22 protein-coding genes and 1 pseudogene are annotated in these 25,741 nt (G+C 53.1%); 9 read left to right on the top strand and 14 right to left on the bottom strand.

Translation table 11 applies throughout. The features are described 5' to 3' along the window. Positions 1-30: 30 nt before the first annotated feature. The 3 genes from METAL_RS00725 to epmB form a co-directional block, all read right to left on the bottom strand. Positions 31-498: a phage portal protein family protein gene (locus tag METAL_RS00725; RefSeq protein ID WP_169740947.1), complete on the bottom strand. Its 468-nt coding sequence runs from the start codon at positions 496-498 to the stop codon at positions 31-33. A 295-nt stretch (positions 499-793) separates the two neighbouring features. Next, positions 794-3,928 carry a calcium-binding protein gene (locus METAL_RS00720; RefSeq protein WP_005368635.1) on the bottom strand — a complete coding sequence of 1,045 codons (3,135 nt, stop codon included), beginning with the start codon at positions 3,926-3,928 and terminating at the stop codon, positions 794-796. Between the two features lie 147 nt (positions 3,929-4,075). Then, positions 4,076-5,086 (bottom strand): EF-P beta-lysylation protein EpmB, encoded by a 1,011-nt coding sequence (gene epmB, locus METAL_RS00715; RefSeq protein ID WP_005368634.1) that lies wholly within the window; start codon positions 5,084-5,086, stop codon positions 4,076-4,078. 83 nt (positions 5,087-5,169) lie between these two features. On the opposite strand from epmB, the gene efp reads away from it, so the two are divergent. The 8 genes and pseudogenes from efp to METAL_RS00675 all read left to right on the top strand — a co-directional run. After that, the gene (efp, locus tag METAL_RS00710) at positions 5,170-5,739 is read left to right on the top strand and encodes an elongation factor P (protein ID WP_005368632.1); all 570 of its coding nucleotides are present in this window, start codon (positions 5,170-5,172) and stop codon (positions 5,737-5,739) included. Positions 5,740-5,897: 158 nt separating this feature from the next. Beyond that, entirely contained in the window at positions 5,898-6,899 is a 1,002-nt protein-coding gene (epmA, locus tag METAL_RS00705; RefSeq protein ID WP_005368630.1) for an EF-P lysine aminoacylase EpmA, read from the top strand. An 80-nt stretch (positions 6,900-6,979) separates the two neighbouring features. Then, positions 6,980-9,319, top strand: coding sequence for an outer membrane protein assembly factor BamA (gene bamA, locus METAL_RS00700; protein ID WP_031430401.1), 2,340 nt, complete (start codon positions 6,980-6,982; stop codon positions 9,317-9,319). 99 nt (positions 9,320-9,418) lie between these two features. Beyond that, positions 9,419-9,904, top strand: coding sequence for an OmpH/Skp family outer membrane protein (locus METAL_RS00695; protein ID WP_005368624.1), 486 nt, complete (start codon positions 9,419-9,421; stop codon positions 9,902-9,904). Between the two features lie 143 nt (positions 9,905-10,047). Continuing rightward, a complete protein-coding gene (gene fabZ, locus METAL_RS00690) occupies positions 10,048-10,491 on the top strand; it encodes a 3-hydroxyacyl-ACP dehydratase FabZ (protein ID WP_005368622.1) in 444 nt (147 codons plus the stop codon). Positions 10,492-10,493: 2 nt separating this feature from the next. Next, the gene (lpxA, locus tag METAL_RS00685; RefSeq protein WP_005368620.1) at positions 10,494-11,264 is read left to right on the top strand and encodes an acyl-ACP--UDP-N-acetylglucosamine O-acyltransferase; all 771 of its coding nucleotides are present in this window, start codon (positions 10,494-10,496) and stop codon (positions 11,262-11,264) included. Positions 11,265-11,270: 6 nt separating this feature from the next. Then, entirely contained in the window at positions 11,271-11,882 is a 612-nt protein-coding gene (rnhB, locus tag METAL_RS00680) for a ribonuclease HII (protein WP_245549436.1), read from the top strand. Between the two features lie 186 nt (positions 11,883-12,068). Beyond that, positions 12,069-12,174: pseudogene (locus METAL_RS00675) on the top strand (IS630 family transposase); the annotation flags it as partial. A 120-nt stretch (positions 12,175-12,294) separates the two neighbouring features. On the opposite strand, the gene METAL_RS00670 reads toward METAL_RS00675, so the two are convergent. The 8 genes from METAL_RS00670 to mnmG form a co-directional block, all read right to left on the bottom strand. Next, positions 12,295-13,815 carry a terpene synthase family protein gene (locus METAL_RS00670; RefSeq protein ID WP_005368616.1) on the bottom strand — a complete coding sequence of 507 codons (1,521 nt, stop codon included), beginning with the start codon at positions 13,813-13,815 and terminating at the stop codon, positions 12,295-12,297. A gap of 66 nt (positions 13,816-13,881) precedes the next feature. Further along, complete coding sequence (locus METAL_RS00665; protein ID WP_005368614.1) at positions 13,882-15,975, bottom strand: cache domain-containing protein; 2,094 nt, start codon at positions 15,973-15,975, stop codon at positions 13,882-13,884. A gap of 8 nt (positions 15,976-15,983) precedes the next feature. Next, entirely contained in the window at positions 15,984-17,246 is a 1,263-nt protein-coding gene (locus METAL_RS00660) for a hypothetical protein (RefSeq protein ID WP_005368613.1), read from the bottom strand. Next, complete coding sequence (locus METAL_RS21355; protein WP_245549435.1) at positions 17,246-17,908, bottom strand: type 2 periplasmic-binding domain-containing protein; 663 nt, start codon at positions 17,906-17,908, stop codon at positions 17,246-17,248. The genes METAL_RS00660 and METAL_RS21355 overlap by 1 nt, the downstream gene beginning before the upstream one ends. 359 nt (positions 17,909-18,267) lie before the next feature. Continuing rightward, positions 18,268-19,140, bottom strand: a complete 873-nt coding sequence (locus METAL_RS00650; RefSeq protein WP_005368608.1) for a ParB/RepB/Spo0J family partition protein — start codon at positions 19,138-19,140, stop codon at positions 18,268-18,270. A gap of 3 nt (positions 19,141-19,143) precedes the next feature. Then, positions 19,144-19,911, bottom strand: coding sequence for a ParA family protein (locus METAL_RS00645; protein WP_005368606.1), 768 nt, complete (start codon positions 19,909-19,911; stop codon positions 19,144-19,146). A 3-nt stretch (positions 19,912-19,914) separates the two neighbouring features. Continuing rightward, the gene (gene rsmG, locus METAL_RS00640; protein ID WP_005368604.1) at positions 19,915-20,547 is read right to left on the bottom strand and encodes a 16S rRNA (guanine(527)-N(7))-methyltransferase RsmG; all 633 of its coding nucleotides are present in this window, start codon (positions 20,545-20,547) and stop codon (positions 19,915-19,917) included. Further along, a complete protein-coding gene (gene mnmG, locus METAL_RS00635; RefSeq protein ID WP_005368602.1) occupies positions 20,547-22,418 on the bottom strand; it encodes a tRNA uridine-5-carboxymethylaminomethyl(34) synthesis enzyme MnmG in 1,872 nt (623 codons plus the stop codon). The genes rsmG and mnmG overlap by 1 nt, the downstream gene beginning before the upstream one ends. An 83-nt stretch (positions 22,419-22,501) precedes the next feature. Between mnmG and METAL_RS00630 the strand changes: the two genes are divergently transcribed. Next, the gene (locus tag METAL_RS00630; protein ID WP_005368600.1) at positions 22,502-22,708 is read left to right on the top strand and encodes a DUF7230 family protein; all 207 of its coding nucleotides are present in this window, start codon (positions 22,502-22,504) and stop codon (positions 22,706-22,708) included. A 307-nt stretch (positions 22,709-23,015) separates the two neighbouring features. Here the strand turns inward: METAL_RS00630 and METAL_RS00625 are convergent, their stop codons facing one another. The 3 genes from METAL_RS00625 to trxA form a co-directional block, all read right to left on the bottom strand. Then, positions 23,016-23,843 carry an undecaprenyl-diphosphate phosphatase gene (locus METAL_RS00625; protein WP_005368598.1) on the bottom strand — a complete coding sequence of 276 codons (828 nt, stop codon included), beginning with the start codon at positions 23,841-23,843 and terminating at the stop codon, positions 23,016-23,018. A 34-nt stretch (positions 23,844-23,877) separates the two neighbouring features. Then, entirely contained in the window at positions 23,878-25,134 is a 1,257-nt protein-coding gene (rho, locus tag METAL_RS00620) for a transcription termination factor Rho (RefSeq protein WP_005368596.1), read from the bottom strand. 185 nt (positions 25,135-25,319) lie between these two features. Further along, entirely contained in the window at positions 25,320-25,646 is a 327-nt protein-coding gene (gene trxA / locus METAL_RS00615; protein WP_005368594.1) for a thioredoxin TrxA, read from the bottom strand. Positions 25,647-25,741 lie beyond the last annotated feature (95 nt).

Here is a 25,741-nt window from a genome sequence, read left to right as displayed (position 1 = left end):
CTGGGCGCCGGGAAAGTTCCAGTCGGTTAGTCACTTGACGACCGACAACTTGAAAAACGTCGGCCAATACAGCCAGTGCGCCAGGCCCAGCCCATACGGATCGTCATCGTCGTCGGCGCCGGTCGCATAGGCCCAAAACTTGCGCGCCGGCAGTGCCTCGCCTTGCGGCGCCCGCGAGGTCAACAACCGCAGCGAGCCGTCCGGCGCAAAGCCGAAACGGCGCTGCTTCTTGACTTTCACGTTGGCCAGGGCGATGAATTGACCGTCGCGCGCCCACAGGCATTCCGATACGGCATAACCCCAAAACAGGCCGGACAGCATCTTTTCGGTCAACCGATCGAACAGGATGTGATCGAGCTGCTCTTTGATAAAATCCGCCGCGGCCTTGTCGGCGCGCTGGGTGCCGCCGGGCTCGACCGTCCATTCCTTGCTCGACAAGGCCAGCTTGCGTTGCTGCGGGTACGCTGTGCGTACCGTTTCACCCTCCGTGGTACGCACAGCGTACCCTACAGCTGCATTGTTCTCGATCGCGTGTTCCCGACGCGATCTACCTCCTGCATGAACCCCATGGATGGCGTGAATGCAGAGATTGCACGACTGTAGGGATACAGGAGGTAGGGCAACGCAGGGAGCGGTTGCCGAGGAACAAATCTCTGCCCATGCAGTCGAGCGTACCCTACAGCGGCTTTTGCCCTTGGGGGTGTAACCCAAGCCGGGCAATAGAGGATAAGCGGCCGACGGGGAAACCCGGGAAAAGGGATGACCGACCCAATCCAAATACTCTCGCTGATGGTTAAATGAGCAAGTCGAAATCGGTGACCAACAGATCCGGGAAAGTCTTGGTTCCGATGGGTACGACTTCGGGGGGGCTTGCTGGCCCGGAACCAAAACCGGTTCCGGTTCCGGATGAATTCTGACCGCTTCCCGAGGAAGCCCCAAACCCGCCGCTCGTAACCTCGGTGGGGGCCGGTCCGCCGGCTTGCCCGCCATCGCCGGTAGCGGCCAGTTTGGCGAAAAGCACGGGGCTTTTTCCAGCCTCGTCGTAATACAATTTACCGCTTTTCGTATCGTAAACGATAAAAGACGCCGTATCGGTTTGCGCTCTTTTCAAGCCGGGAGCGCTTTCGAAATTGATGATGCCGTCATTGTCTGAATCGAGGTTTTTAAAGATAACGGAGCTCAGGCGGATCTTGTCCGAACCGCTCTCGAAATCGGTAATCAGATCCACATTGCTTTTCGATAAAATGTCTTTGAAAACGAATATATCGCCGTCATCCCCTCCGGTCAGGGTATCCTTGCCTTTTCCTCCCGAAATGATATCGCTGCCGGCGCCGCCGATAATCTTGTTGTTGCCATCATTGCCGATCAGGATGTTATTGTCGTCGTTGCCAACGAGCTTCAAGGCTTTTTTCCCGGCCAATTCGACATTTTCGATATACTGCAATCCCTTGATTTTATTCTTGCTGCTATAAGGTTGGGACAGGTCGACATTGATTGTCGATACCTGCAAGGTATCGTTGCCCCCGCTATCGTAAATGATCAGCGCCTTGCCCAGGGCGATATACAGGTCATCGCCATTGCCGGCCTGCAGCGTATCGGGAGCGCCCTTGGTGTTGCCGCCGGCCAGCGTGTCGTTTTTATCCGTTCCCGACAAGGTATTCGCATGCTTGAGGTCGAAGTCGGAAAGCTCGATCCCCGCCACGTCGATCGTGTTGCCGGAGCCTCCCGAACCGCCCGTGCCTCCCGAACCGAAGCTGTTCAGGCTGATGATGCCGTCGTCCGTTTCGCCGGTTTTGACGGCGAACTCCAAATACTCGACGCCCTGCAGCGTATCGGTGCCCATATCGGCATAATTCGTATTCAAGGAACGAACGGTAAAACCGCTGCCGATTTTCTTGACTTCGTAATCCAGTTTACTGCCCAGCAGCACAAGGGTATCCGAGCCCGCTCCTCCGTAAATGAAATCGTTTCCTTCGCCGGCGATGAAGCGGTCGTCCCCGGCTCCGCCGACCATAAAATCGTTCCCCTTGCCGGCATCCAGAATATCGTTGCCGTCCCCTCCTCGCAAGGTATCGTTTCCGTCCCCGGAAGTCAGTCGGTCGTTACCGTCCGCGCCATCCATTTGAATGGGCAGCGATCCCCCGATGTTCAGAATGTCATCGTCCACGCCACCGGCGATTGACAGCCCCATCTTGTTGCCGTCTTTATCGAAGCGTTGCATGATGATTTCGGTGCCCGACAAACCATTCTGGTATTTGCCTTGTTGATTGCCATCCTGATATTCCGCCACCCACGAAACGACAAAACCGCCATCGCCAAGTCCGGTGACGGACGGTTCTTTTTGCGAATCCGCCACCTTGGTGTTAATCTGGAATTCGTCGCCGACTTTGTTGCCGTCGTTGTCGAATTTCTGCCCGTAAATGCCGCGATAACTGCCGTCCTGCAACATGGACTGCCAGACCACGACGAAGCCTCCGTCCTTGAGCGCCGCCACCGCGGGCTCCTTTTGATCGTAGCGCGTAAAAGTATTGGCCTTGATTTCCTGAGTCAGCGCCTCGCCCGTCGCGTTATCGTACAAGCGCAGCATGATGCTGCGATCGTAGTCGACGCGCGCCTGGCCGGTTGGTGGAACTATCAAGTAGGGATCGACAGGCGCCTGCCAAACCACCACCGTTTTATGATTCAGCGTCAAGGTGGCGGCAACGGCGTTTTTCGTCTCCTGGCGAAGCTCGTTTTCGATAGCATTGCCCGCATCATCAAAAACTTGCGCTTTGGGTTCGATGGCGTAGTTAATGTTGAACGGACTTTCAGCGTAATCGGCATAGATGGAAGCGAGCTGGTCGTCATAAGCATCATACCCATCGCCCGGCCCGCTTCCGTCCGCGATGTCCGGATGGCTTTGCGAATCGTAAAGATAACTTTCGACGTTTCCGTAATCGTCGAAAATCTTGGCATTCATCGTCATTTTCTCGGTTCCGGTCGAGATGCCTTCATAACCGATGACGACGCGGTTGTTGTCGAGCGCGCTGAGGAACGGATGCGCCGCGCCGCTGTCGCTGACTTTGACTTCCCAGCCGATTGGAACCGGCACGGCACTCGCGTCGTACCATTGCGCAAAAACGCCCGATTGATTCGGGTCGTCGCCGAAGCTCTGGCCGTCGTGAATGGAATCGCCTTGATTTTCCGATACCCAGGCAACCACAAAACCGCCGTCGGACAATACGGCAATGGCCGGACTCCCTTGATCCGCGGTAATGGTGTCGTTCACGCGGAATTTAGGGGAAACCGCCGTTCCATTGGCATCGAAGCGCTGGGCATAAACGCCCGTACCGTCGGCATCCGCGGAACTCCAGGCAACGACAAAGCTTCCGTCGTTGAAATTGGCGACGGTGATGTCGGAACTCAAGCCATCGTTTACGCTATCGAGCAGTTTTGTTTCGAAACGGTCGCTGGTCGTGTCATTATTGAATTTCCTGAAATAAAAGCCGTCCCCGCTCAGCCAAAAGTTCAGAAAGCCACCGTTCGCAAGCGCTAACACCGTAGTATTGGTTTGATTGCCGGCGGTCAGCCCATTGGCCACCATTTCCTGAGTCAGGGACAGGAACGTCGGCTTCGGGTCGGCACTGGCGCTATCGGCAAAGCGCACGATTTCGATGTCCGCCCGCACACGATCGGAGCCGTCCGAGACGCCGTCGGCGTCATTGTTATCGGTAACCCCCAGATAATAACCGAACGACTCGTCGTAGGCCGCCGTCAAAGTGTAATTGGCAACCCCCGTCGCGCTGTCGGCATATTTTCCGCTAAAGAGCGCCGTATCGACGCCGTTAAAAATACCCGTCGGTATGCCGGCTTCTCCTCCCGTCAAATCGTCATCTCCGGCCAAACTTTTCAATACATCGTTCTTGGAACTTCCATTGATTATCGACATGATGACAGTACCTAGTATCTGATAAATATGCTAAAAACTTTGACCAAAGGTTCGGAAAGCGACTGCAACCCAGTATAGTTCAACCGCTGTTTTTTGACTACGGACAAGCCGGCCTGACTTTCCGAGTTTGCGAGGGAAATCGGGAATTTATAAAATCCTTTGCTTCGAATCGGCGCCGGCGATTTCCTTGACCAGCTTCGGCACCAGATAACCGGGCAATTCGGCCGACATTCGCCGCACCAGTTCCAAAGCCTCGGCTTCGCCGACTTCGAAATGACCCGCGCCGCTGACTTTGTCCAAGAGGTGCAGATAGTAGGGCATGATGCCGCAATCGAATAGGCGCTCGCTCAGCGCAACCAGATCGGCTGCCTTATCGTTCACTCCGCGCAAAAGCACCGATTGGTTCAACAAGATCATGCCTTTTTGTTTGAGCGGACGACAGGCTTCGGCGACCCGGTCGGTGAGTTCGTTCGAATGGTTGCAATGCACAACCAGCACGACCGGTTTGGCGCTTTGGCTCAGAACTTCGAGCAGGCTTTGGGTGATCCGGGCCGGCAGCACGATCGGCAGGCGGCTGTGGATCCGGACCCGTTTCACATGCGCAATCCCGGCGATCTGCCGGAACAGACGCCGCAGGCGCTCGTCGCTCAACAGCAAAGGGTCGCCGCCGCTCAGGATCACTTCCGTAATGTCCGGGTTCTCGCGGATATAACGCAGCGCGGCGATTTCCTTCTCCTTACCGAGCTGCAGGTCCGCGTAGGGAAAGCTGCGGCGGAAGCAGTAGCGGCAGTTGATCGCGCAACTGCCGGTATTGATCAGCAAGACCCGGCCGCGGTATTTGTGCAACACGCCCGCGGCGTTCGACGCTTCGAGATCGCCGACCGGATTGTCGCTATAGCCCGGAAAAAAAAGCATTTCATCCCGAATCGGCAACACTTGCCGAAGCAGCGGATCGTGGGGATTGCCTTTTTCGATGGCTTCGGCGAAGCTGCGCGGAACTTTCAGCGCAAAGCTTTTAGCGGCCGCTTTCGATACGGGCAATTGCTCGACCGAAAGATTCAGATAAGCGCAGAATTCGTCGATGTCGGTGAAAGCTTCGGCAAGCTGCCGCTGCCAGTTTTTTGCAAAATGGTCGGTTTGTTCGTTGAGTTCCGGCATGAAAGGGCGTTTTCGAGGTTTCTATTGGCAAAAGCCTCTATTATAATGGTGGGATTTTACATTGTTTTAGGTTCGAGGAAAAAATGGCCACATACAGCACCAATGAATTTAGAGGCGGGCTCAAAGTCATGCTGGATAACGATCCCTGCGCGATCATCGAAAACGAATTCGTAAAACCGGGCAAGGGACAGGCATTCAACCGGGTCAAGATCCGCAATCTGAAAACCGGGCGGGTGATCGAAAGAACCTTCAAGTCCGGCGAAACGCTCGAAGGCGCCGATGTGGTCGATGTCGAAATGCAGTATCTCTACAACGACGGTTCTTTCCGCCACTTCATGAAGCCGGACACGTTCGAACAGTATCAGGCCGACGAAAAAACGGTCGGCGATGCGGCGCAATGGCTGAAAGACCAGGACAACTGCACCGTGACCTTGTGGAACGACGCGCCGTTGGCCGTCACGCCGGCAAATTTCGTCGAACTGGCGATCGTCGAAACCGATCCGGGCGTGCGCGGCGATACCTCGGGCGGCGGCGGCAAACCGGCCAAGCTGGAAACCGGCGCGGTCGTGCGCGTGCCGCTGTTCGTACAGACCGGCGAAGTGATCAAGGTCGATACCCGGACCGGCGAGTATATTTCCCGCGTGAAAGATTGAGCGACAATCTCGCATTTTCCCATTAAGACTTTCAGCCGGGTTGGCCTTTATCGCGGCCCGGCAGCATTTTTGCAGGGTAAGCTTCGCGTGCCTTGATATCTAACGCATTCCGCAACCCTCTCGGCAAGGTACGCACAGCGTACCCTACAATTTCACTCATGATCCATCCAGGCAATCTTTCCGGCGCCGACTGGCGGCCCGGCTGTTCCATCGAGTTTTTGCGGCAAAGAGCGGAGCTCTTACGGCAGATCCGCGAGTTCTTCCGTGCACGGGACGTGCTCGAAGTCGAAACACCGCTGCTGAGCCAGGCCATCGGAACCGACCCGCAACTGGCTTTTTTCCGCACCGAGTTCGATTTTCCTCCCTTACGGCAAGCGATGTATTTGCAGACATCTCCCGAATTTGCGATGAAACGCCTTTTGGCTGCGGGTTCGGGTTCCATTTATCAAATTTGCAAGGCATTCCGGAACGGCGAAGCCGGCCGCTTTCACAATCCCGAGTTTACGATGCTGGAATGGTACCGGGTCGGTTTTTGCCTGGCCGACCTGATGGACGAATGCGAGGCGCTGATCGGAAGCTTATTCGCAGGCATCAAAGCGCTGGAGCCGGCGCAGCGGTTCGGTTACTGTTCGCTGTTTGCCGACTATACCCGCCTGAACGCAGCCGAATTCTCGCCTGCCGATTATCGCGCTTATGCCGAGGCTTCCGGACTTCCGGAAGCGGTCACGGTTTGCGGGGATGATCATGCGACTTGGCTCGATTTCCTGTTCAGCCACCGGATTCAGCCGCATCTGGGAATCGGCCGTTTGTGCATGGTATACGGCTATCCGGCCTGCCAATCTTCGCTGGCGCGCCTGAATGAACACGATCCTCTGATTACCGACCGGGTCGAGCTGTTCATCGATGGCGTCGAACTGGGCAACGGCTTTTTTGAATTAGCCGATCCGGAGGAGCAAAACCGGCGTTTCGATCAGGAACTCGCGGCTCGCCGCCAACAAAAATTGCCGGTCGCGTTAAAAGACGAGCGTCTGCTCGCGGCGTTAAGAGCGGGCTTGCCCGACTGCTCGGGTATCGCGATCGGGATCGACCGTTTGCTGATGGTGCTGTTCGGCAAACCATCCATCGGGGATGTCGTCAGTTTCTCGATAAACCGGGCATAAGCTGTACAAACAAATTCTTATGTTATAATCCGGCCGAGCCCCCTACAAATCAGAGATTGCCGTTCTCTTTCACCTGCCGAATGATGTCTAAACCGATTGCCCGCCTGTTGTCGCTGTACCTGCTGTTATCCCAGGCAGTTGCAGCCGACGAGGACTTCATCGTGACCGATATCAAAGTCAAGGGCTTGCAGCGGATCTCCCAAGGCACTGTTTACAATTATCTCCCTATCAACGTCGGCGAACGGTTTTCGCTGGATAATGCCGGCCCCGCAATCAAGGCGCTGTTCAAGACCGGCTTTTTCAAAGATGTCTCGCTCGAACGGAAAGGTTCCACCCTGATCGTGAACGTGGTCGAGCGTCCCTCGATCGCCAAGATCCTGATCGAAGGCAACAAGGATCTGAGCAAGGAAGACCTGACCAAAGCCCTGGACTCGATTGGAATGTCCGAAGGCAAGGTGTTCAACAAGCAGGTGCTCGACAAGGTCGAGCAGGAATTGAACCGCCAGTATCTGAGCCACGGCAAGTACGCGCTGAAGATCAAGACCGAGGTGACCAATCTGACCCGCAACCGGGTCGGCATCCATATCAAAATTTCCGAAGGCCGCGTCACCAAGATCAAGCAGATCAACATCGTCGGCAACAAGGCGTTCGATGACGAAACCCTGCTCAAGCAGTTGGAATTGAGCACGACCAACCTGCTATCGTTCTATACCAAGAACGACCAGTATTCCAAGCAAAAACTGTCCGCCGACCTGGAAACCCTGCGTTCGTATTATCTGGACCGGGGTTACATCAATTTCTCGATCGAATCGACCCAGGTCGCGATTACCCCCGACAAAAGAGACATTTACGTCACGATCAACGTGAAGGAAGGGGATGTCTACACGCTGGACAAGGTCAAACTGGCCGGCAATCTGATCGTGCCGCCCGAGCAGTTGATCAAACTGGTGAGCATCGGCCCCGGCGAAATTTTTTCCCGGAAGCAGGCCACCGAAACCTCAAAGGCGATCTCGGACCGTCTGGGCGACGAAGGCTATACCTTCGCGAACGTAAACATGGTCCCGGAAATCAACGAAAAAGACAAAACGGTCGTGATGACTTTTTTCGTCGATCCGGGCAAACGCGCGTATGTGCGCCATATCAATTTTGCCGGCAACACCAAAACGCGCGACGAAGTGCTGCGCCGGGAAATGCGGCAGATGGAAGCGAGCTGGGCCTCGGGGTCCAAAATCGAACGCTCGAAAACGCGCCTCGAACGGCTGGGTTATTTCGAGGACGTAAACGTCGAAACGCCGCAGGTCGTCGGCACCGCCGACCAGATCGACGTGAATTACAAAGTCACCGAAAAAGCCTCGGGCAACTTGTCGGCCGGTGTCGGTTTTTCGCAGGTGCAGGGCATCGTGCTGAATGCGAACATTTCGCAGGACAACATCTTCGGTTCCGGTAAGCGGGTCAATTTGGCCTTCAACAACAGCGACTACCTGACCAGTTACCAATTCGGCTTCTTCAATCCGTATTTCAACGTGGACGGAGTCAGCCAGGGCTACAACCTCGGCTATACCAGCCGCGATGCCAGTACGATCAACATCGCCCGGTATTCCACCGATGTCGCCAATGCCGGCATCAATTTCGGGATTCCGTTGAACGAGTTCGATAGCCTGCGCTTCGATGCGGACATCAAGCATACTTCTCTAAAAAAAACCGACTTTTCCTCGATCGAAATTTCTGATTTCATCAAACAGCAAGGCGACAGTTTTTTTACGTTCGCTCCGGCAGTCAGTTGGTCTCACGATACGCTGAACAAGGCAATTTTCCCGACCAAGGGAGGACAACAGCGCTTTTCCGCTCTCGCCACCGTTCCCGGAAGCGATCTGGAATATTTCAAGGTCAGCTACAAGCATCAGCTTTACATTCCGGTCGCCCAGGATTTGACTTTCCGGCTGCACGGGGAAGTCGACTACGGAGACGGCTACGGCGATACCGATAAGCTGCCTTTCTTCGAGAATTATTTCGCAGGCGGCACCGGCTCGGTACGGGGTTATAGGAACAATACGCTCGGCCCCAGGGACCACATTTGCCCTAGCGGGGGAACGGGTTGCATTCCCGGCAAGAGGGTCGCCAACAATCCTTTTGGCGGCTCCACCAAAATCATCGGCAATGCCGAATTGTTTTTTCCGGTGCCGTTTCTATCTGATGTCAAATCGGTCCGGCTGGGAACCTTTCTCGATGCGGGCACGGTCGAGGACGGTTTCAATTTTGGCGACTTGAAATACTCCACCGGCATCTCCGGCGAATGGCTATCGCCGTTTGGCGCGTTGTCGGTCAGTGCCGCATTGCCGCTGAACGCCAAATCAGGAACTCCAACCGATCCGGGCGATCAGAAACAGATATTTCAATTCAACTTCGGGCAGAATTTTTAAAGTGCAAGTTGTTTTGGCTTAAACCTACTTATCCCCTATAATCTATTAAAGTTTACCTCTATTTCCTACATTTTCGATCCTCTGGAGAATTGATCCACAATGAAAACCAAAATTGCATTATTCCTGGGCTTGCTGCTCGCTTCGAACGTGTGCCTGGCCGAGCTCAAAGTGGGCATCGTCTATATGAATACAGTGCTCAAGGAAGCTCCCGAATTGAAGCGGCTCGAACAGGAATTTTCATCGCGCGTGAAGAAAATCAAATCGATGGAAACCGAGCTCAAATCCCTTGAAGACAAATTGAACCGCGACGGCGCGGTGATGAGCGAAAGCGAGCGTACCAATCTGGAAAAAAAGCTGCGGGACAAATCGCTCGATTATAAACGAGCCAGCGAAGAGACCGGCTACGACTTGAATACCCGCAAAAACCAGGAGCTCGGCAAATTGCAGCGTCGCATCATCGAGGCCGTTCAGGCGATCGCGAAAGAGCAAAGCTTCGACCTCGTCTTGTATGACGGTGTACTCTACGCCAACGACAAACTGGATATTACCGCTCAAGTTCAGAAAAAACTGGCATCGGCGCAATAGCCCGGCCAGCGCCTCCTCTATTTCCTTTAGTTTAAATCGATACGAATGGCAGCGATCATGCCTCCGGACGGATTCCATCCCTCGACGCCATTCGTAATTTGAATGACGGGAATCGCATCCTCATCATCAAAGCGATCCGCACCATGTCCATCAAGTTAGATATTTTACAAATACAGAACTTTTTACCACATCGCTATCCCTTTCTGCTGGTCGACAAGGTCATCGAGTGTGAACCTGGAGTCCGGTTGCTGGGAGTCAAAAACGTTACTTATAACGAACCTTTTTTTCAGGGCCATTTTCCCCAAAAACCGATTATGCCGGGCGTATTGATCATCGAAGCGATGGCGCAGACGACCGGCCTTCTGGCCTCCGAAACGGCTCCTGAAGAACTCAGCGGGATGATTTATTATCTGGTCAGCGTCGACAAGGCCAAATTCAAACGCCCCGTCGTTCCCGGCGATCAATTGATGCTGGAAGCCAAATTCTTGAAAAGCAAGCGCAATATCTGGGCATTCGATTGCTCGGCCGAAGTCGATGGCGAATTCATCGCCAGCGCTGAAATCCGCTGTGCAGCCGTGGTAAATTAATTTTGATCGATCCAACTTCCATTATCGATAAACGCGCTGAATTGGCCGGCGACGTTTCCATCGGACCCTATACGATCATCGGTGCCGACGTAAAGATTGATTCAGGCACCGTCATCGGCCCGCATGTAGTCATCAAAGGACCGACTTCCATTGGTAAAGATAATCGCATCTTCCAATTTTCTTCGATAGGCGAAGACCCTCAAGACAAGAAATATGCCGCCGAACTGACCCGGCTCGAAATCGGCGATCGCAACACGATCCGCGAGTTCACCACGATGCATCGGGGGACGCAGCAGGATAACAGCCTTACCAAAATCGGCAACGACAATTTATTCATGGCCTACACCCATGTCGCGCACGACTGCATGATAGGCGATCATGTCGTGATGGCCAACGGCGCTTCTCTGGCCGGCCATGTCAGTCTGAGCAGCCACGCGATTCTTGGCGGTTTTACACTGGTCCACCAGTTTACCAAAATCGGCCAGTACAGCTTTGCTGCAATGGGCAGTGCGATCACCCAGGACGTGCCGCCTTTCGTGATGGTCGGCGGCAAACCCACCCGACCTCATGGGATCAACACGGTCGGAATGGAGCGCAACGGGTTTTCTCCCGAAGACATTCGGCTGATCAGGAAAGCGTACAAAATCGTTTACAAGATGAATCTCCGTCTCGAAGATGCGATTGATGAGCTGCTGAACCTTGACGAAGAAAATACCCATTTAGGCGAATTCGCAGATTTCTTGCGCCATGTCAGCCGCGGCATTTTACGCTAGCCGCGCATGGGACCTGTTTACGCAATGGCGGACGTCATTCTTGCGGAATCCGGGCTGATCGCCGGCGTCGACGAAGCCGGGCGGGGCCCTTTGGCGGGACCGGTCGCGGCTGCCGCCGTCATCCTCGACCCGAAAAAACCGATAAGCGGCCTAGCCGATTCGAAAACGCTGAGTGAGAAGAAAAGGCTGGCGCTTTATCAGGCCATTCGGGAAAACGCCCTGGCCTGGTCCATTGCCGAAGCTAGCGTAGCGGAGATCGACCGGCTGAACATTCTGCAAGCCACGCTGCTGGCCATGCAGCGGGCGGTCGCGCAGCTATCAATCCCGCCGGACCACGTCCTGGTCGACGGCAACCGCCTGCCGGTTTTAGCGGTCCCGGCCCGGGCAATCGTGCAGGGCGACCGGAAGATTCCGGCCATCAGCGCGGCTTCTATCCTCGCCAAAGTCCACCGCGACCGGACCATGGCGGACTATGCAAAAGAATTTCCCGGCTTTGCGTTCGATCTGCATAAAGGTTACGGCACCCGGCAACATCTGTCCGAACTGGCAGAGTTCGGACCTTTGAGCATCCATCGCCGGTCTTTCAAGCCGGTGAAAGATCTGTGCCGCGACAAATGAAAGGATATCGATGACAATCGCATTGATGTGCTCAAGCTGGTGTTTCTTGATAAAACAGTGATTATCTAAGGAATACCTGCGCTCTCAGCAGCTCGAATCGACTTTGCAGCCCGACGATCTCGTCATCTATGACAATTTCCGACCCGACCCATAAGATGGTCTGATTTCGCAGCAATGGCAGCGTAAGGCGCCGCCTTGAAATACCTGCCCCCCTTTTATAGCCCGGCCTTGAATCCAATTGAACAGAGGTTTGCCAAGCTGAAAGTCCTTCCGCGCAAAGCCACGGAACGGATCGTCGATCAGCTTTGGCAAATCCTGGGCACCTGGCTTAATGAGATTTAACCCGAGAAATGCCAAAACTTTTTGCAAAATGCGGTTTATGATTATAACAAATAGAGAAATACTCTAAATGTTAAACGAATGTCTCCTTCAAACGGGTATCAAGTAATTTTGGATGCCGTCCTTCAACAGATAAAACCTCCCAAATAACATGCCCTTCTATCCAGTTTTCTATGCTTTCAATTGCGGTAGATAGTGGTGCAATATCGACTGGCTTTTCTCTTTCTTCACCGGAGGCTTTTAAGCATATTATCGCTTCTTGTTTTTTAATCTGAAACTCTGCTGCACAGGTATTGACTTCTTTCATTACCGCATCGACTGCTGCTTTAAAAGTAAGTTCTGGGTTTATTTCCATATAATGAAGAACAAGGTTTTCATGTAAACCTTCATTCTTTTCTTTGCTTCCGGAAAGCACATCATTAAAATAGCAGATATGATCTTTTCCAAGACGAAAAAGATGATTGTCCTCCAAAATCTCCCGTTCTTTCTGAGTTAGAGATATATTTTGTAAAGCAAAGGCAATTTCAAGCACGAAATCAACCGAGCCTGCATGATGTCTTGTAGCATTAAGTAAAGATAAGGATATTTGAAGATCAATACCAGATTTGCCTTCAGCCAAATCTGCTTGCTTTGTTCGTGTTCCAGCTTCAGTTACGCAACCATTTTTGTACTTCAAGAAACCTTCATATATATATTTGGTTAGAGAAGGTTCTACTATTTCTCTTAGCCTTTCGCCTATATTTTGCAGTCCATTCAATAAACCTAAAATAATCGATCCTTTATTATCAGGGAGGTTGGAAGGCAATGCATAATCTTCTCCCTTTATGGCTTTTAAATATTCATCAAAAATTTCAGAAACCAGTTGTTTATTTTTATTGATATCTGAATTTCTGGAATCCAATAAGTCATCATTAATAAACAACCATGCATTAACATCGCTAGCGATTTTTAATGCCTCTTCCCCTACTGTTGGTAGAGTTGCGGCAGCAAGTAATGCAATATTGGTCTTTTGCATCTTTGCCACTCGACTTTGTACTTGGCAGAAAAGATCTTGCGATAGCTGATGTGTATTTGTCGGACCTGGTACGATATTCATATCGTGAAGCCACTGAACGCTATAATTTTCTAGTCCAAAAAAGTGAGGATTAATAAATATCTTTCGTTCTGGTGTTTTAACAAACTTGCAAACTCCCTTAATTTCAACCCCATCGATGAATCCTAGATTAAAAGGATAAGTTCTGTCTCTATAAACCTGTGGGGCATTCTTAATAAACTGCCTCAGATTAAGCAATCTATCCGGTACGACCCATCCGTCCGAAGGTGTTGAACTCAATGACAATGATTCTAGATTTTGTGTTTTGGCATTAAAATGGGAATCAGAAGGCTTTTTGATTGAGACAATCAAGCTACTATCCAGCTTATGAACTACGAAGCCTTTTTTTTCAGCATCTCGCATTATTGCTGCCATAGATAGCTCTTCAGCCGTATTTTGTTGTTCTATAATCGAGGCTTTAATTTTAAAAAAATTAATGTAATTAAATTTCGATTTGACATTATTAAACCATTTAGAAGGTAACAAATAACTTTTGTTCATATTGTCGTCACTATAAACTCTAATCTACCTTGCTTAAGGTAAAAACTGTAAGGGAAATTTATCTTATTATCGAGCCTTCACGACGTTCTTGTTTAAAATGGATTCCTGATCAGAAAAATATAAACACCATCGTCCTTTACCGTTCTTTTTCGCTTCATACATCGCCATATCCACATTGACCATCAGCTCTTCCACATCCTTGCCATGTTGGGGCAGCAAGGCAATGCCGATACTTGCCGAAATCCGGTACTCTTTATTTCCGAACTGGAATTTACGCTCCTTCAACCGCTCATTCAGGGAAGCGGCGAAGGTTTCGGCCCCCACCTGTCCGGTTGTCGGCATCAACACAGCGAATTCGTCGCCGCCCAGCCGGGCGATCAGGTCGGATTTGCGCGCACGCGCACGGAGTTCATTGGCAAGAATGACCAGCAGCGCATCCCCGGCCGCATGACCGCTGCTATCGTTGATCGTTTTGAAATAATCCAGATCGAGCAGCAGCAGTGCGCTGGAATTACCGCTGCGTACCGCATCGGCAAAGCTTCTTTCGAGTTCTTCATGAAACCGCAGCCGATTTGCCAAACCCGTCAAAGGATCGTGGTGAGCAAGCCAGCGGCTGCGGTTTTCGGCCACGATACGGTCAGTCGCATCCATTCCGACGGACAGCACGACCGCGTCGTCTTGATACATGGAGCCTAGAAAAGTATGAATCCAGATAATATGGCGCAGTTCGCCGCTGGCATCGATAATCGACCCTTCGTGTTCGAGACGGTGCAGGGAAGACGAGAATAAATGGATCTGGTTGTTCTGATATTGCTCTTTGCCTTCGTTCCCTTCGAGCAGGTCGACGAACAGATTTTTCTTCAGGTGCTCCGGCGGACGTCCCAGCATTTCGGACATATACCGGTTTACCATGTGCAGCCTGCCGTCGCGCGTCTGCGTTAAAATCATCACCTGCACACTGTCCAGAATACCTTGAATGAAGTCTCTATCAGCAGCCAGGGCCAGCTGACTCTCCTCGATTTGATGCGTCAGGTCGATCGAAGTCTCATACAGCAAATCGATTTCGTCCTGTTTTTTGGGAAAGCGTCCCAACACATTGAACGCCTGATAAGCCTGTGCATACCATCCCCGCGCAACCAGAGGCAAGGTTTGTGCTAAATGGCTCAACCGTTGCAACGGCTTGCGCAGCAGCAAAAACAAAAAGACCTCGGCAAGCAGCAGCGACCCGAGTATCAAAAACAGACTGTTACGGTTGGTCGTTTTCAATGCAACCGTATCTTCCGTAACATCGGAGATGAAAACCAGATAACCCCTTGCACCGGAAATGATGTGCTTAAGAGGAACAACATGGAAGACATAAAAATTATCCTTCCATCGCAGCCAGACATCGGGGGGAATATCCTCCGGCGACGGGTAACGCTCCGACAGATCCTCAATGAAGGGCCTTAATGCCGAAGCATGGGTCAAGGCAGCGGTATACAAGCCCCATCCCGGAAAAACCTGTTCCATCCTTTCGATACTGGCCGGCACCAAAATGCCTATATCCACGCCGGTTGCGGTAGAAAACTCCATTACCAAGTCGGTAATGCGTTGGCTCATGCCGATGAATCCGACGTGTTCGCCATCCGCCAGCAATGGCATCACCACGTTCAGTTCGCATTGCAGCTGGCAGTCTAAAACAGCCCCCGGCTGTTCGCTCTGTTTCGCATGCGCAATGGCGTCCATCATCGATTGCATCGAAACGGCACTGCTGCTATCCGGTGCCCAATTCCAGCGGATCGCGCCCTGCTTATCGAAAATAACGATTCTTTCGACATCCAACTCGTAACGCACGCTGGAGAACTTTCGTTCGAGTTCAGTTGACCGAATCGTACCGTCGTGCGACTTCAATCGGTCCGACAAATTGCCCAACGAGGCAATCACGATGCTGAGACGCTGCAGCCGATCTACCGAATGTTTAATCAAGCCCTTCAATTCAGCGGTCCAGGACGCCTGGCTTTGCGCATACTGCGCTTTAACCTGTGCCTTCAGATACCAGTAATTCAACGCGCCAAAAGCTACACCCAAGGAAAGCAGCAATAAGCTCAGCGACGCCAGCCACTTGCGATGTAAGCTCGAGAAGCGCGGCTTATGCCTGACTTTATATAAATCCTCAACCATTTAAAAATTTAAAACCGAAATGACAGCATTGTAGTAAACAGACTAAAATGCGGCGAGGTTCCGGGGTTATTCAGTGTGGGGTTATCCTTCTCATTCAACCAAGCAGTACCATTCACATAATGATAATCAACCGCCAACAAAAAATTACGTGCGAATTCCCAGCGCACGCCCGCAGTTAAATCCCTCGCGTAAAAACGATGAGGAGCGACCCTTCCACCTGTCATTTGCGACATCTCTCTACCATCTCGGTCGTCGCGGTTGAGATGTAATACATCATAGCGAAGCACCGCCGAAAAATCTGGAGTAAAACGGTATTCGCCCTGTAAATAAAAGTTTTCGGATGTATTTTGCTTCCAGGTAGGAAAATTTTGTAACGATGGAGAATAACCACTACGTTGGCTATCGATCCACCCATATTCGGCTGTCAATGACCATTTTTCCGCATTATACTGCGCCGAAAACAGCGGAAAGGTAATTTTAGTATTACCGTTCTGATAAAACGCATTCGATGAATGAAAATCGCGCTCAATATCGACGATAGAAAACAATAACTTTACACGTCCCCCCATCCATTCATAAAAACTTCTTCCTATAAACGCAGGGCGTCCTCCAAAACTCCCCTGCGCCGCAGGTAAAACCGAAGGGATGCCTGTCCAAAATGCTGCAACTCCCCCTGTGTTGTCTTGAGTCTCGAAAGTCAGAAACTCCAAGCCATACCTGTGTTCACCATGGGTATAACGACCGTAGAGCGCTCCTCCGTCACCCGAAAGCATCCCCTGACGCAAGGCTAGCGCATCGAAATAAATCGACTGAGGTAATAACACGGTGGGTCGAGTCCACAAAACATCGCGGGTATCATTATATAAGCCGAACGGAAGCTTAACCCGCCCGCCGCGAACCCCCATTATCAAAGCTGAATCCAAAAATGCATGGCTATAATCCGCCTGCGCAAAATCGAGACGAACGCCTTGCGTATCAGAACCGCCCGCATCCCGATATAAACCTTGGGCAGAAATTAACAAATTAGGTAACGGTTTTACAGAAGTTGTAAGGCCCATTTCCCTAAAATCCAAACTGACATCGCGGCTCGAACCGAAAACCTGATTATGATCGGTATAAGTCACACCTTGACCGGCAAAACCGTGTACCTGCACCTTTCCGTCCAGCCATTCCAGTGCCGCAACGGCTGTAGGCATCAATAGAGCCAATAAGGAGCAAAGAATCATCGGAGCAGCTTTGCCGAAAATAACATCAAAGTTGACTGATCTCATCAATGATCTCCTGATATGGTCTCTGTATAACCGATAGCGCCTGGCGTAGACTCAATGCGTGCGCGCATTTCTTCTTCCGATTCCACGGTAGTGGGGGAGACGCCGGTACCTGAAAAAACCAGCCGGTCCCAGGCCGAGCGGAGTTGGAACGGATAGACGCCCAAAATTTCTTTCGCAAAACGAATGTGCAAGGGGTGATTATCCGGAAGCACGAACACATGAATAGGGGTGCCGTCAGGCCAGGTACTCAGCCGCATGAAGAATATTTCGCGTATCGTCTCGGTAGTCAGCTGTTTGGCGTTTTTGGTGGAGTCGAGCAAGCGAACTTTTGAATCATCCGCCTGCAAGGCCATTGTCGGCAGCATAACCGCCGACAAAACGACAGCCCGGCGCAAATTGACTAAGACAAGAAAAAAAGCCTGGCTGGATGCGACAATCAGACGGACTCGCGTAGCGTTTTTGCTAAACCACCCGGAGCTAGGCCGCTGCATGGGAATTCCCAAAAAAATGAAGAAGCTCGGACAATTCAGCCGAATCGAGACGTAAAGCGTAGAGAGGAAATAGGATCGACGACCGGCCCTGCAATTTGCAACGTTGCCGCCCGGATACAGAAAAAACGGAAAATCGATTGTTACAAAGCCAGCCCTCCTTAATCCCGGCATGAATCATTGAAACAATAAACCCTTCAAAGCAATACGCATACCCGCGCCGCAAGGCATGCCTCACTTCGTCAATGAAAAATAAATCGCTGTATTTCATGGTCAGAATATAGCACAGCTTCGCATTTGTTAAACCTTATGCGGCCCCTTCCCCTGTTATTAAAAGGGACATTCTTGCCTAAACCTGTCCCGTCTTTCCGGAAGCTGGAGCAGGAAATTGAAAAAGCTCGAGCCCGAACTTTTTAAATGGTATTTATAAGAGGGAAAGTTTTTGGCCGTCAACTGAAAATTCAGCCAACGCGTGAAGGAGGGAATGCTTTCGTCTGCCTGCGTCAAACGAAAGCGGAACTGGAAAGGAAAGCTTATTTGATCTGCCCGATGATCCCATCGAGCTCTTCCAGGCTGGAATAAGCGATGATCAGCTTGCCGGCGCCGTTTTTCTTATGGTCGATCGAAACCCTCGCGCCCAAGCGGGAAGTCAGGTCTTCCTGCAGGCGCAGAGTATCCCGATCGATGATTTTGATTTTTTTCGTCTCGTCCTCAGGCGACTGAAGCTCCCTGACCAACCGTTCGGCGGCCCGGACCGTCAAACCTTCCTTGTCGATTTTATACGCGGCGGCAACCTGTTTCTGCCCTTCGAGCCCGAGCAGGGCACGCGCATGGCCCATTTCGATATGCTTGTTCAACAGCAGCTTTTTGACTTCCGGGTGCAAATCCAAAAGCCGCAATAAATTGGTCACGGTCACCCGCGATTTGCCGACCGCATCGGCGATCTGCTGATGGGTCATGCCGAATTCGTCGAGCAGGCGCGCCAACGCTTCCGCTTCTTCGAGCGGGTTCAAATCTTCGCGCTGGATGTTTTCGATCAACGCGACCGCCATCGCGGTACGGTCATCGATCTCCTTCACCACGACCGGCACTTCGTGTAATCCGGCCAGTTGCGCCGCACGCCAGCGCCGCTCGCCGGCGACGATTTCGTATTTTTCGCTTTCGAGCTTGCGCACCACGACCGGCTGGATCACGCCCTGCGCCTTGATCGAATCGGCCAGTTCCTGCAGTTTTTCCGGATTGATGTCCCGGCGCGGCTGGTATCTGCCGCGTTGCAGAAACTCGACAGGCAGCGCTTGCAACCCGTGCGAAGGGGCTGAAGACAGCGTTACTTCCGGTTTAGTAATTGAAACATCGCCGAGCAATGCATCGAGGCCGCGGCTTAATCCACGTTTCTTGATCGACATGCGCTACTTCTTCTCTTTTCTCAACATTTCACCGGCCAGCGCGAGATAGGCCAACGCGCCCCGTGAAGTTTTGTCGTAGGCCAAAACCGGCAACCCGTGGCTCGGCGCTTCGGCGAGACGGACATTCCTCGGCACGCAAGTACGGAACACTTTGTCCCCGAAGTATTCGACCAATTGTTCGGAGACATCCTTGGTCAGGCGGCTGCGGTCGTCGAACATGGTCCGTAAAATACCTTCCAGATGCAGTTCGGGATTGACCGTATTCTGGATACTTTTGACCGTGCTCATCAAGGCCGACAAGCCTTCCAGAGCATAATATTCGCACTGCATCGGAATCAGCACGCTGTTCGCCGCGACCAGCGCATTCAAGGTCAGCATGTTCAAGGAAGGTGGACAATCGATCAGGATATAATCGTACTGCGTCTTGATCGGCATCAGCACTTCGGCCAGCCGCCGCTCCCGGCGCTCGGCGTCCATCAGCGCGACTTCGGCCGCGGTCAGATCGCCGTTGCCCGCGATCACCGAGAAGCCGAGCTCCGGCAGTTTGATCACGGTTTGCTCGGCCGGCACTTCTTCGACTAAGAGATGGTAGCTGGAATAGAGGACTTTCTGTTTGTCGACCCCGCAGCCCATCGCCGCATTGCCTTGCGGATCGAGATCCACGAGCAGCACGCGGCGCTTGGCCGCCGCCAGCGAGGCCGTCAGATTGACGCTGGTCGTCGTCTTGCCGACCCCGCCTTTTTGATTGGTTACCGCAATAACTTTTGTCACACTTTATCCTACAGGGATTGCTTCATTTTGAATGATCACCAGGCAACGCTCCGCCTCGACGCCGGGCGTCGCGAGCGGGACAACGGACGATTTTACCTTAACTGCCGCCAGTTCATCCCGTGGATTTTGCCCTTTCATCGCCAATAACACGCCGTGCTCGTCGAGTAAGTGCGCCGTGGTCTTCAGGATGCCCGGCAACCCGGCGAACGCACGGGTAATCACCGTATCGAATTTTCGCTCCGGCCGAAAGGCTTCGGCCCGGCTATGGCAAACCTCGACATTGCCGAGTTTCAGTTCCAACACCGCCTGCTGTACGAAGCGGGTTTTTTTCGCATTGCTGTCGAGCAAGGTAAATGACGTTTCGGGCAAAAAAATCGCCAGCGGAATGCCCGGCAAGCCGGCGCCGGTACCGATATCGATCACGCGCCCTCCTTTTGTGTAAGGAAGAACGGCGAGGCTGTCCAGAAGATGCAGCCGCGCCATGTCTTCGAGGTTCCGGATCGCGGTCAGGTTATAAGCCTTGTTCCATTTTTCGATCAGCTTCAGAAAGACGAGCAACCGGTCGATTTGCGCTTCGTTCCATGAAATCCGCAGCGTATCCAGGCCGGTTTCGAGAATACGTCGGCAAGACTCCATCAGGCGCTTTTCTTTTTCAGATAGATCAAAAGCAGCGAAATCGCCGCCGGCGTGATACCGGGAATCCGCGAAGCCTGGCCCAGGGTTTCCGGACGTTGCTTGCGCAGTTTTTCGCTGACTTCGTTCGAAAGCCCCGGCACGCCGGCATAATCGAGCGTCTCGGGCAGGCGCAGGTGATCGTAGCGCAGCGCCCGGTCGATTTCGCTCTGCTGGCGGACGATATAACCCGCATACTTGGCCTGGATTTCGACCTGTTCGCCGACCTGTTCGGGCACTTCCGTGCCTTTGTCGCAGAACGACAGCAACCGAGCCACATCGACTTCCGGACGGCGCAGCATTTCCAGTAGATTCACTTCTTTCTGGATCGGCTTGCCCCAATAGGCTTCGGCCGCGGAGGCCGCCTCGGTTTCCGGCCGGATCCATTGCTTTTTCAAGCCGTCCTGCAATGCGCCGATCGCGTTCTGTTTGTCTTCGAACGCGCGCCAGCGTTCGTCGTCGACCAGCCCCAAGACACGGCCCTGCGGCGTCAGCCTGAGATCGGCATTGTCTTCGCGCAACTGCAGCCGGTATTCGGCGCGGCTGGTGAACATCCGGTACGGCTCTTGCGTTCCGCGCGTGATTAAATCGTCGATCATCACCCCGATATAGGCTTCGTCGCGGCGCGGGCACCAGCTTTCCTTGTCCTGCACCAAAAGCGCCGCATTCAAGCCGGCGATCAAGCCTTGCGCGGCCGCTTCTTCGTAGCCGGTCGTGCCGTTGATCTGGCCCGCGAAAAACAGGCCGTGCATATGCTTGGTTTCGAGCGAGGTCTTCAAATCGCGAGGATCGAAGAAGTCGTATTCGATCGCGTAGCCGGGGCGGACAATTTCGGCGTTCTCGAAACCGTGCATCGAACGCACGAACTCGTACTGCACATCGAACGGCAGGCTGGTCGAAATCCCGTTCGGGTAAATCTCGTGCGTATCGAGCCCTTCCGGCTCAACAAAGATCTGGTGCGTATCGCGGTCGGCAAAACGCACGATCTTGTCTTCGATCGACGGGCAGTAACGCGGCCCGATCCCTTCGATGATGCCGGAATAGAGCGGCGAACGGTCGAGCCCGTTACGGATGATGTCGTGCGTTCTGGCATTCGTACGCGTGATATAACAAGGGATCTGACGCGGATGCTGCTCGCGCCGGCCGAGGAACGAAAACACCGGCACCGGATCGTCGCCGTGCTGCACATCGAGTTTGGAAAAATCGATCGTGCGCCCGTCGATCCGCGGCGGGGTGCCGGTCTTCAGGCGGTCGACCCGAAACGGCAATTCGCGCAGCCGCTGCGCCAGCGCGATCGAGGCCGCATCGCCGGCGCGGCCGCCGCTATAATTTTCGAGACCGATATGAATCTTGCCGGCCAGAAATGTGCCTGCCGTCAATACGACCGCCCGCGCGTTGAAACTCAGGCCCATTTCGGTCTTCACCCCGACGACCCGCTCGCCTTCCACGATCAGGTCGGCCACCGTTTGCTGGAACAGCGCCAAGTTCGGCTGGTTTTCGAGCATATGGCGCACCGCCTGCTTATAGAGCCGCCGGTCGGCCTGCGCGCGCGTGGCCCGGACCGCCGGCCCTTTGCTGGCGTTCAGAATCCGGAACTGGATGCCGCCGAGATCGATCGCCCGCGCCATGCAGCCGCCGAGCGCATCGATCTCTTTGACCAGATGCCCCTTGCCGATCCCGCCGATAGCCGGATTGCAGCTCATCTGACCGAGCGTTTCGATATTCTGCGTCAACAGCAGCGTCTTCACGCCACAGCGGGCAGCCGCCAACGCGGCTTCGGTGCCGGCATGGCCGCCGCCGACCACGATCACGTCAAAATCTTTTTTGAATTTCACAACTGTTTTCTTATCAAACGGGCTGTTATAGTAAACCGGTTTTCCGAAGCCGGAAAACGATGCACTATTATAAGAGGTAAACGATGAAAAAACGTAGAAATTTGAATGAAATAGAAAATATGCAACGGTTGAATCCGGTCGCGAAGCATGCGCACCGGTTTAACAAGGCGAAGGTTTTCGAGGATAAAAGCCAATACCGCCGTAAAGCCAAACACCCCAAGCAGGAGGCTTTCCCAAAAGTTCTCGAACGAATTTTCGGCAAAGCTCCCTGTTTGGCGAAAGCGGCCTGATCGTTCCCACCGCGGCGCGCGTCATCAGACACCTCGCAGCGCGACAACGGCGTAGAGACGTGCTTTAAACACAACCTTCAGTAGGGTACGCCATGCGTACCATTGGAGAGGTGAAAAGGTACGCACAGCGTACCCTACTGCGGCTTGTGCCCTTTAGGGTGTAACATCTGAACAAAAGAAAGATATCATGCAAGTGCTCGGCAACATCCCGGCTTATTTCATTCACCTGAGCCTTCGCATCATGAACATCTTTCAACGCCTTATCGGCAATCGTACCGATAAACTTCGTTGCATGGACTGCTGCCGCTTAACCGCCGCTCCAGTCCACCCAGCCCATCTGCGCCGAGAGCAGCACCAACACCCCGAATGCAATCCGATAATAGGCAAACACCGAAAAATCGTGCCGACTGATAAAACGCAGCAAACCGCGTACTGCCAGAAAGGCGCTGATGAACGACACCGTGCCGCCGACCGCGAACAGGTCGAGGTCGCTCGCGCTGAACAGCGCGCGGTGCTTATAAACGTCATAGAAAGTCGCCGCGAACATGGTCGGAATGGCCAGGAAAAACGAGAACTCGGTCGCCGCGCGGCGGGAAAGCCCGAAAAACAGGCCGCCGATGATCGTGGCTCCGGAACGCGAAGTACCGGGAACCATCGCGACGGCCTGCGCGAAACCGACCTTCAATGCGTCGCGCCAGGTCATGTCGTCGATCGTCTCGGCGTTAATCTTGTGCTCGCGGCGTTCGGCCCAGAGAATCAGAAAACCGCCGACGATAAAGGCCGAAGCCACCACGAAAGGATTGAACAGATAGGTTTTGATCTGCTTCAAAAACAAAAAGCCGAGGATCGCGGCCGGCAAAAACGCCACGATCATGTTGATCGCGAGCCGTTGCGACACCGGCTCGGTTCTAATGCCGGTCAGCGTGTGCCAGAGCCGGCTCCGGTATTCCCAGACCACCGCCAGGATCGCCGCGAACTGGATCGCGATTTCGAAGACCTTGCCTTTTTCGTCGTTGAATCCCAGCAACTGGCCGGCCAGGATCAAGTGCCCGGTCGACGATACCGGCAAAAATTCGGTCAAGCCTTCGACGATACCCAAAATCAGAGCATCCCATAGCACATGAAGATCGGTCATAAGTATGCTCCCTGATAGCCTGACGGATGAAGGCTCAACGCTTCATCGATTCGAAAAATTCGGCATTGGTCTTGAAATCTTTCAGTTTACCGATCAGGAATTCGGAGGCTGCGGTTTCGTCCATCGGTTGCAGGATTTTGCGCAGGATCCAGGTTTTTTGCAGCGTGTCCGGATCGACCAGGTATTCTTCGCGGCGGGTGCCGGAACGGTTGATGTTGATCGCCGGGTAAATCCGCTTTTCCGCGATCTTGCGGTCGAGGTGCAGCTCCATGTTGCCGGTGCCCTTGAATTCTTCGTAGATCACCTCGTCCATCCGCGAGCCGGTGTCGATCAGTGCGGTCGCGATGATCGTCAGGCTGCCGCCTTCTTCGATGTTACGGGCCGCGCCGAAGAAGCGTTTCGGCTTTTCGAGCGCATTGGCGTCGACGCCGCCGGTCAGAATCTTGCCGGAAGAGGGTACGACCGTGTTATAGGCGCGAGCCAGACGGGTGATCGAGTCTAACAGGATAACTACATCGTGCTTGTGCTCGACCAGACGGCGCGCCTTTTCGATCACCATTTCGGCGACTTGCACATGGCGGGTCGGCGGCTCGTCGAATGTACTTGAAATTACTTCGCCGCGCACGCAGCGTTCCATTTCGGTCACTTCCTCAGGACGTTCGTCGATCAGCAGTACGATCAGGTAACATTCGGGATTCTTTTCCGCAATTGCCTGCGCCAGGGCTTGCAGGATCATCGTCTTGCCGGCTTTCGGCGGCGACACGATCAAGCCGCGCTGGCCCTTGCCGATCGGCGCGACCAAATCGATGATGCGGCCGGTGATGTCTTCGGTGGCGCCGTTGCCTTGTTCGAGCACGAAACGCTCATGCGCGAACAGCGGAGTCAGGTTCGAGAAATGAATCTTGTTTTTGGTGTTTTCGGGCGGCTCGAAGTTGATCTCTTCGACCTTGAGCATCGCGAAATAACGCTCATTGTCTTTCGGCGGCCGAATCTTACCGCTGATCGTGTCGCCGGTCTTCAACGAAAAGCGCCGGATCTGACTCGGCGAAACGTAAATATCGTCGGGGCCGGCCAGATAGGAACAACCGGGGGTACGCAAAAAACCAAAACCGTCCTGCAAAATTTCGAGCACGCCGTCGCCATAGATATCGTCGCCGGCCTTCGCCTGCTTTTTCAGGATCGCGAAAATCAGATCCTGTTTGCGCGATCGGGCAACGTTCTCGAGGCCGAGCGATTCGGCGATTTCGATGACTTCACTGATTTGCTTTAGTTTTAACTCGGTAAGATTCATATAAAGGAGGGCTCGACAAAGCGACTGCGGCGCTAGGCCACACGTGCTTACAATAGGATTAGAATTCAGGGATGCAGATTATCGGACGAATAGAGTGAAGCGCGCTGGAATCAGCGCACTCCGTAAGTATAACGCAATAAAAGGAGCCCGTCCAGTGACGGGACGGAGCGAATCGAAAGAATCGCTCAAATATTGCTATTGAGGAAAGCGGTTAGCTGCGATTTGGTCAAGGCGCCGACTTTGGTGGCCTCGACTTCGCCGTCCTTGAACAGCATCAGAGTTGGAATGCCGCGCACGCCGTAGTGCTGAGGGGTTTTCGGATTTTCGTCGATATTGATCTTCACGACCGTCAATTTACCCACAAAGTCGGCCGCGATTTCATCGAGAACCGGGGCGATCATTTTGCAAGGTCCGCACCATTCAGCCCAGTAATCCACCAATACAGGCCCTTTAGCCTTGATAACCTTTTCGTTAAATTCGCTATCGCTTACATGAAGGACTGAGTCGCTCACGCTATTTCTCCAACAATAAAAAAAATTCAACTATAGGAGGGAAGACTGCCGGAGTCAATCAATTTCTAGCTCCGGGTTCAGCCGATCCGATTTTT

Source organism: Methylomicrobium album BG8 (genome assembly GCF_000214275.2).
In the GTDB taxonomy this organism is placed as follows: domain Bacteria; phylum Pseudomonadota; class Gammaproteobacteria; order Methylococcales; family Methylomonadaceae; genus Methylomicrobium; species Methylomicrobium agile.
This window is presented reverse-complemented; position numbering and strand designations above follow the sequence as displayed.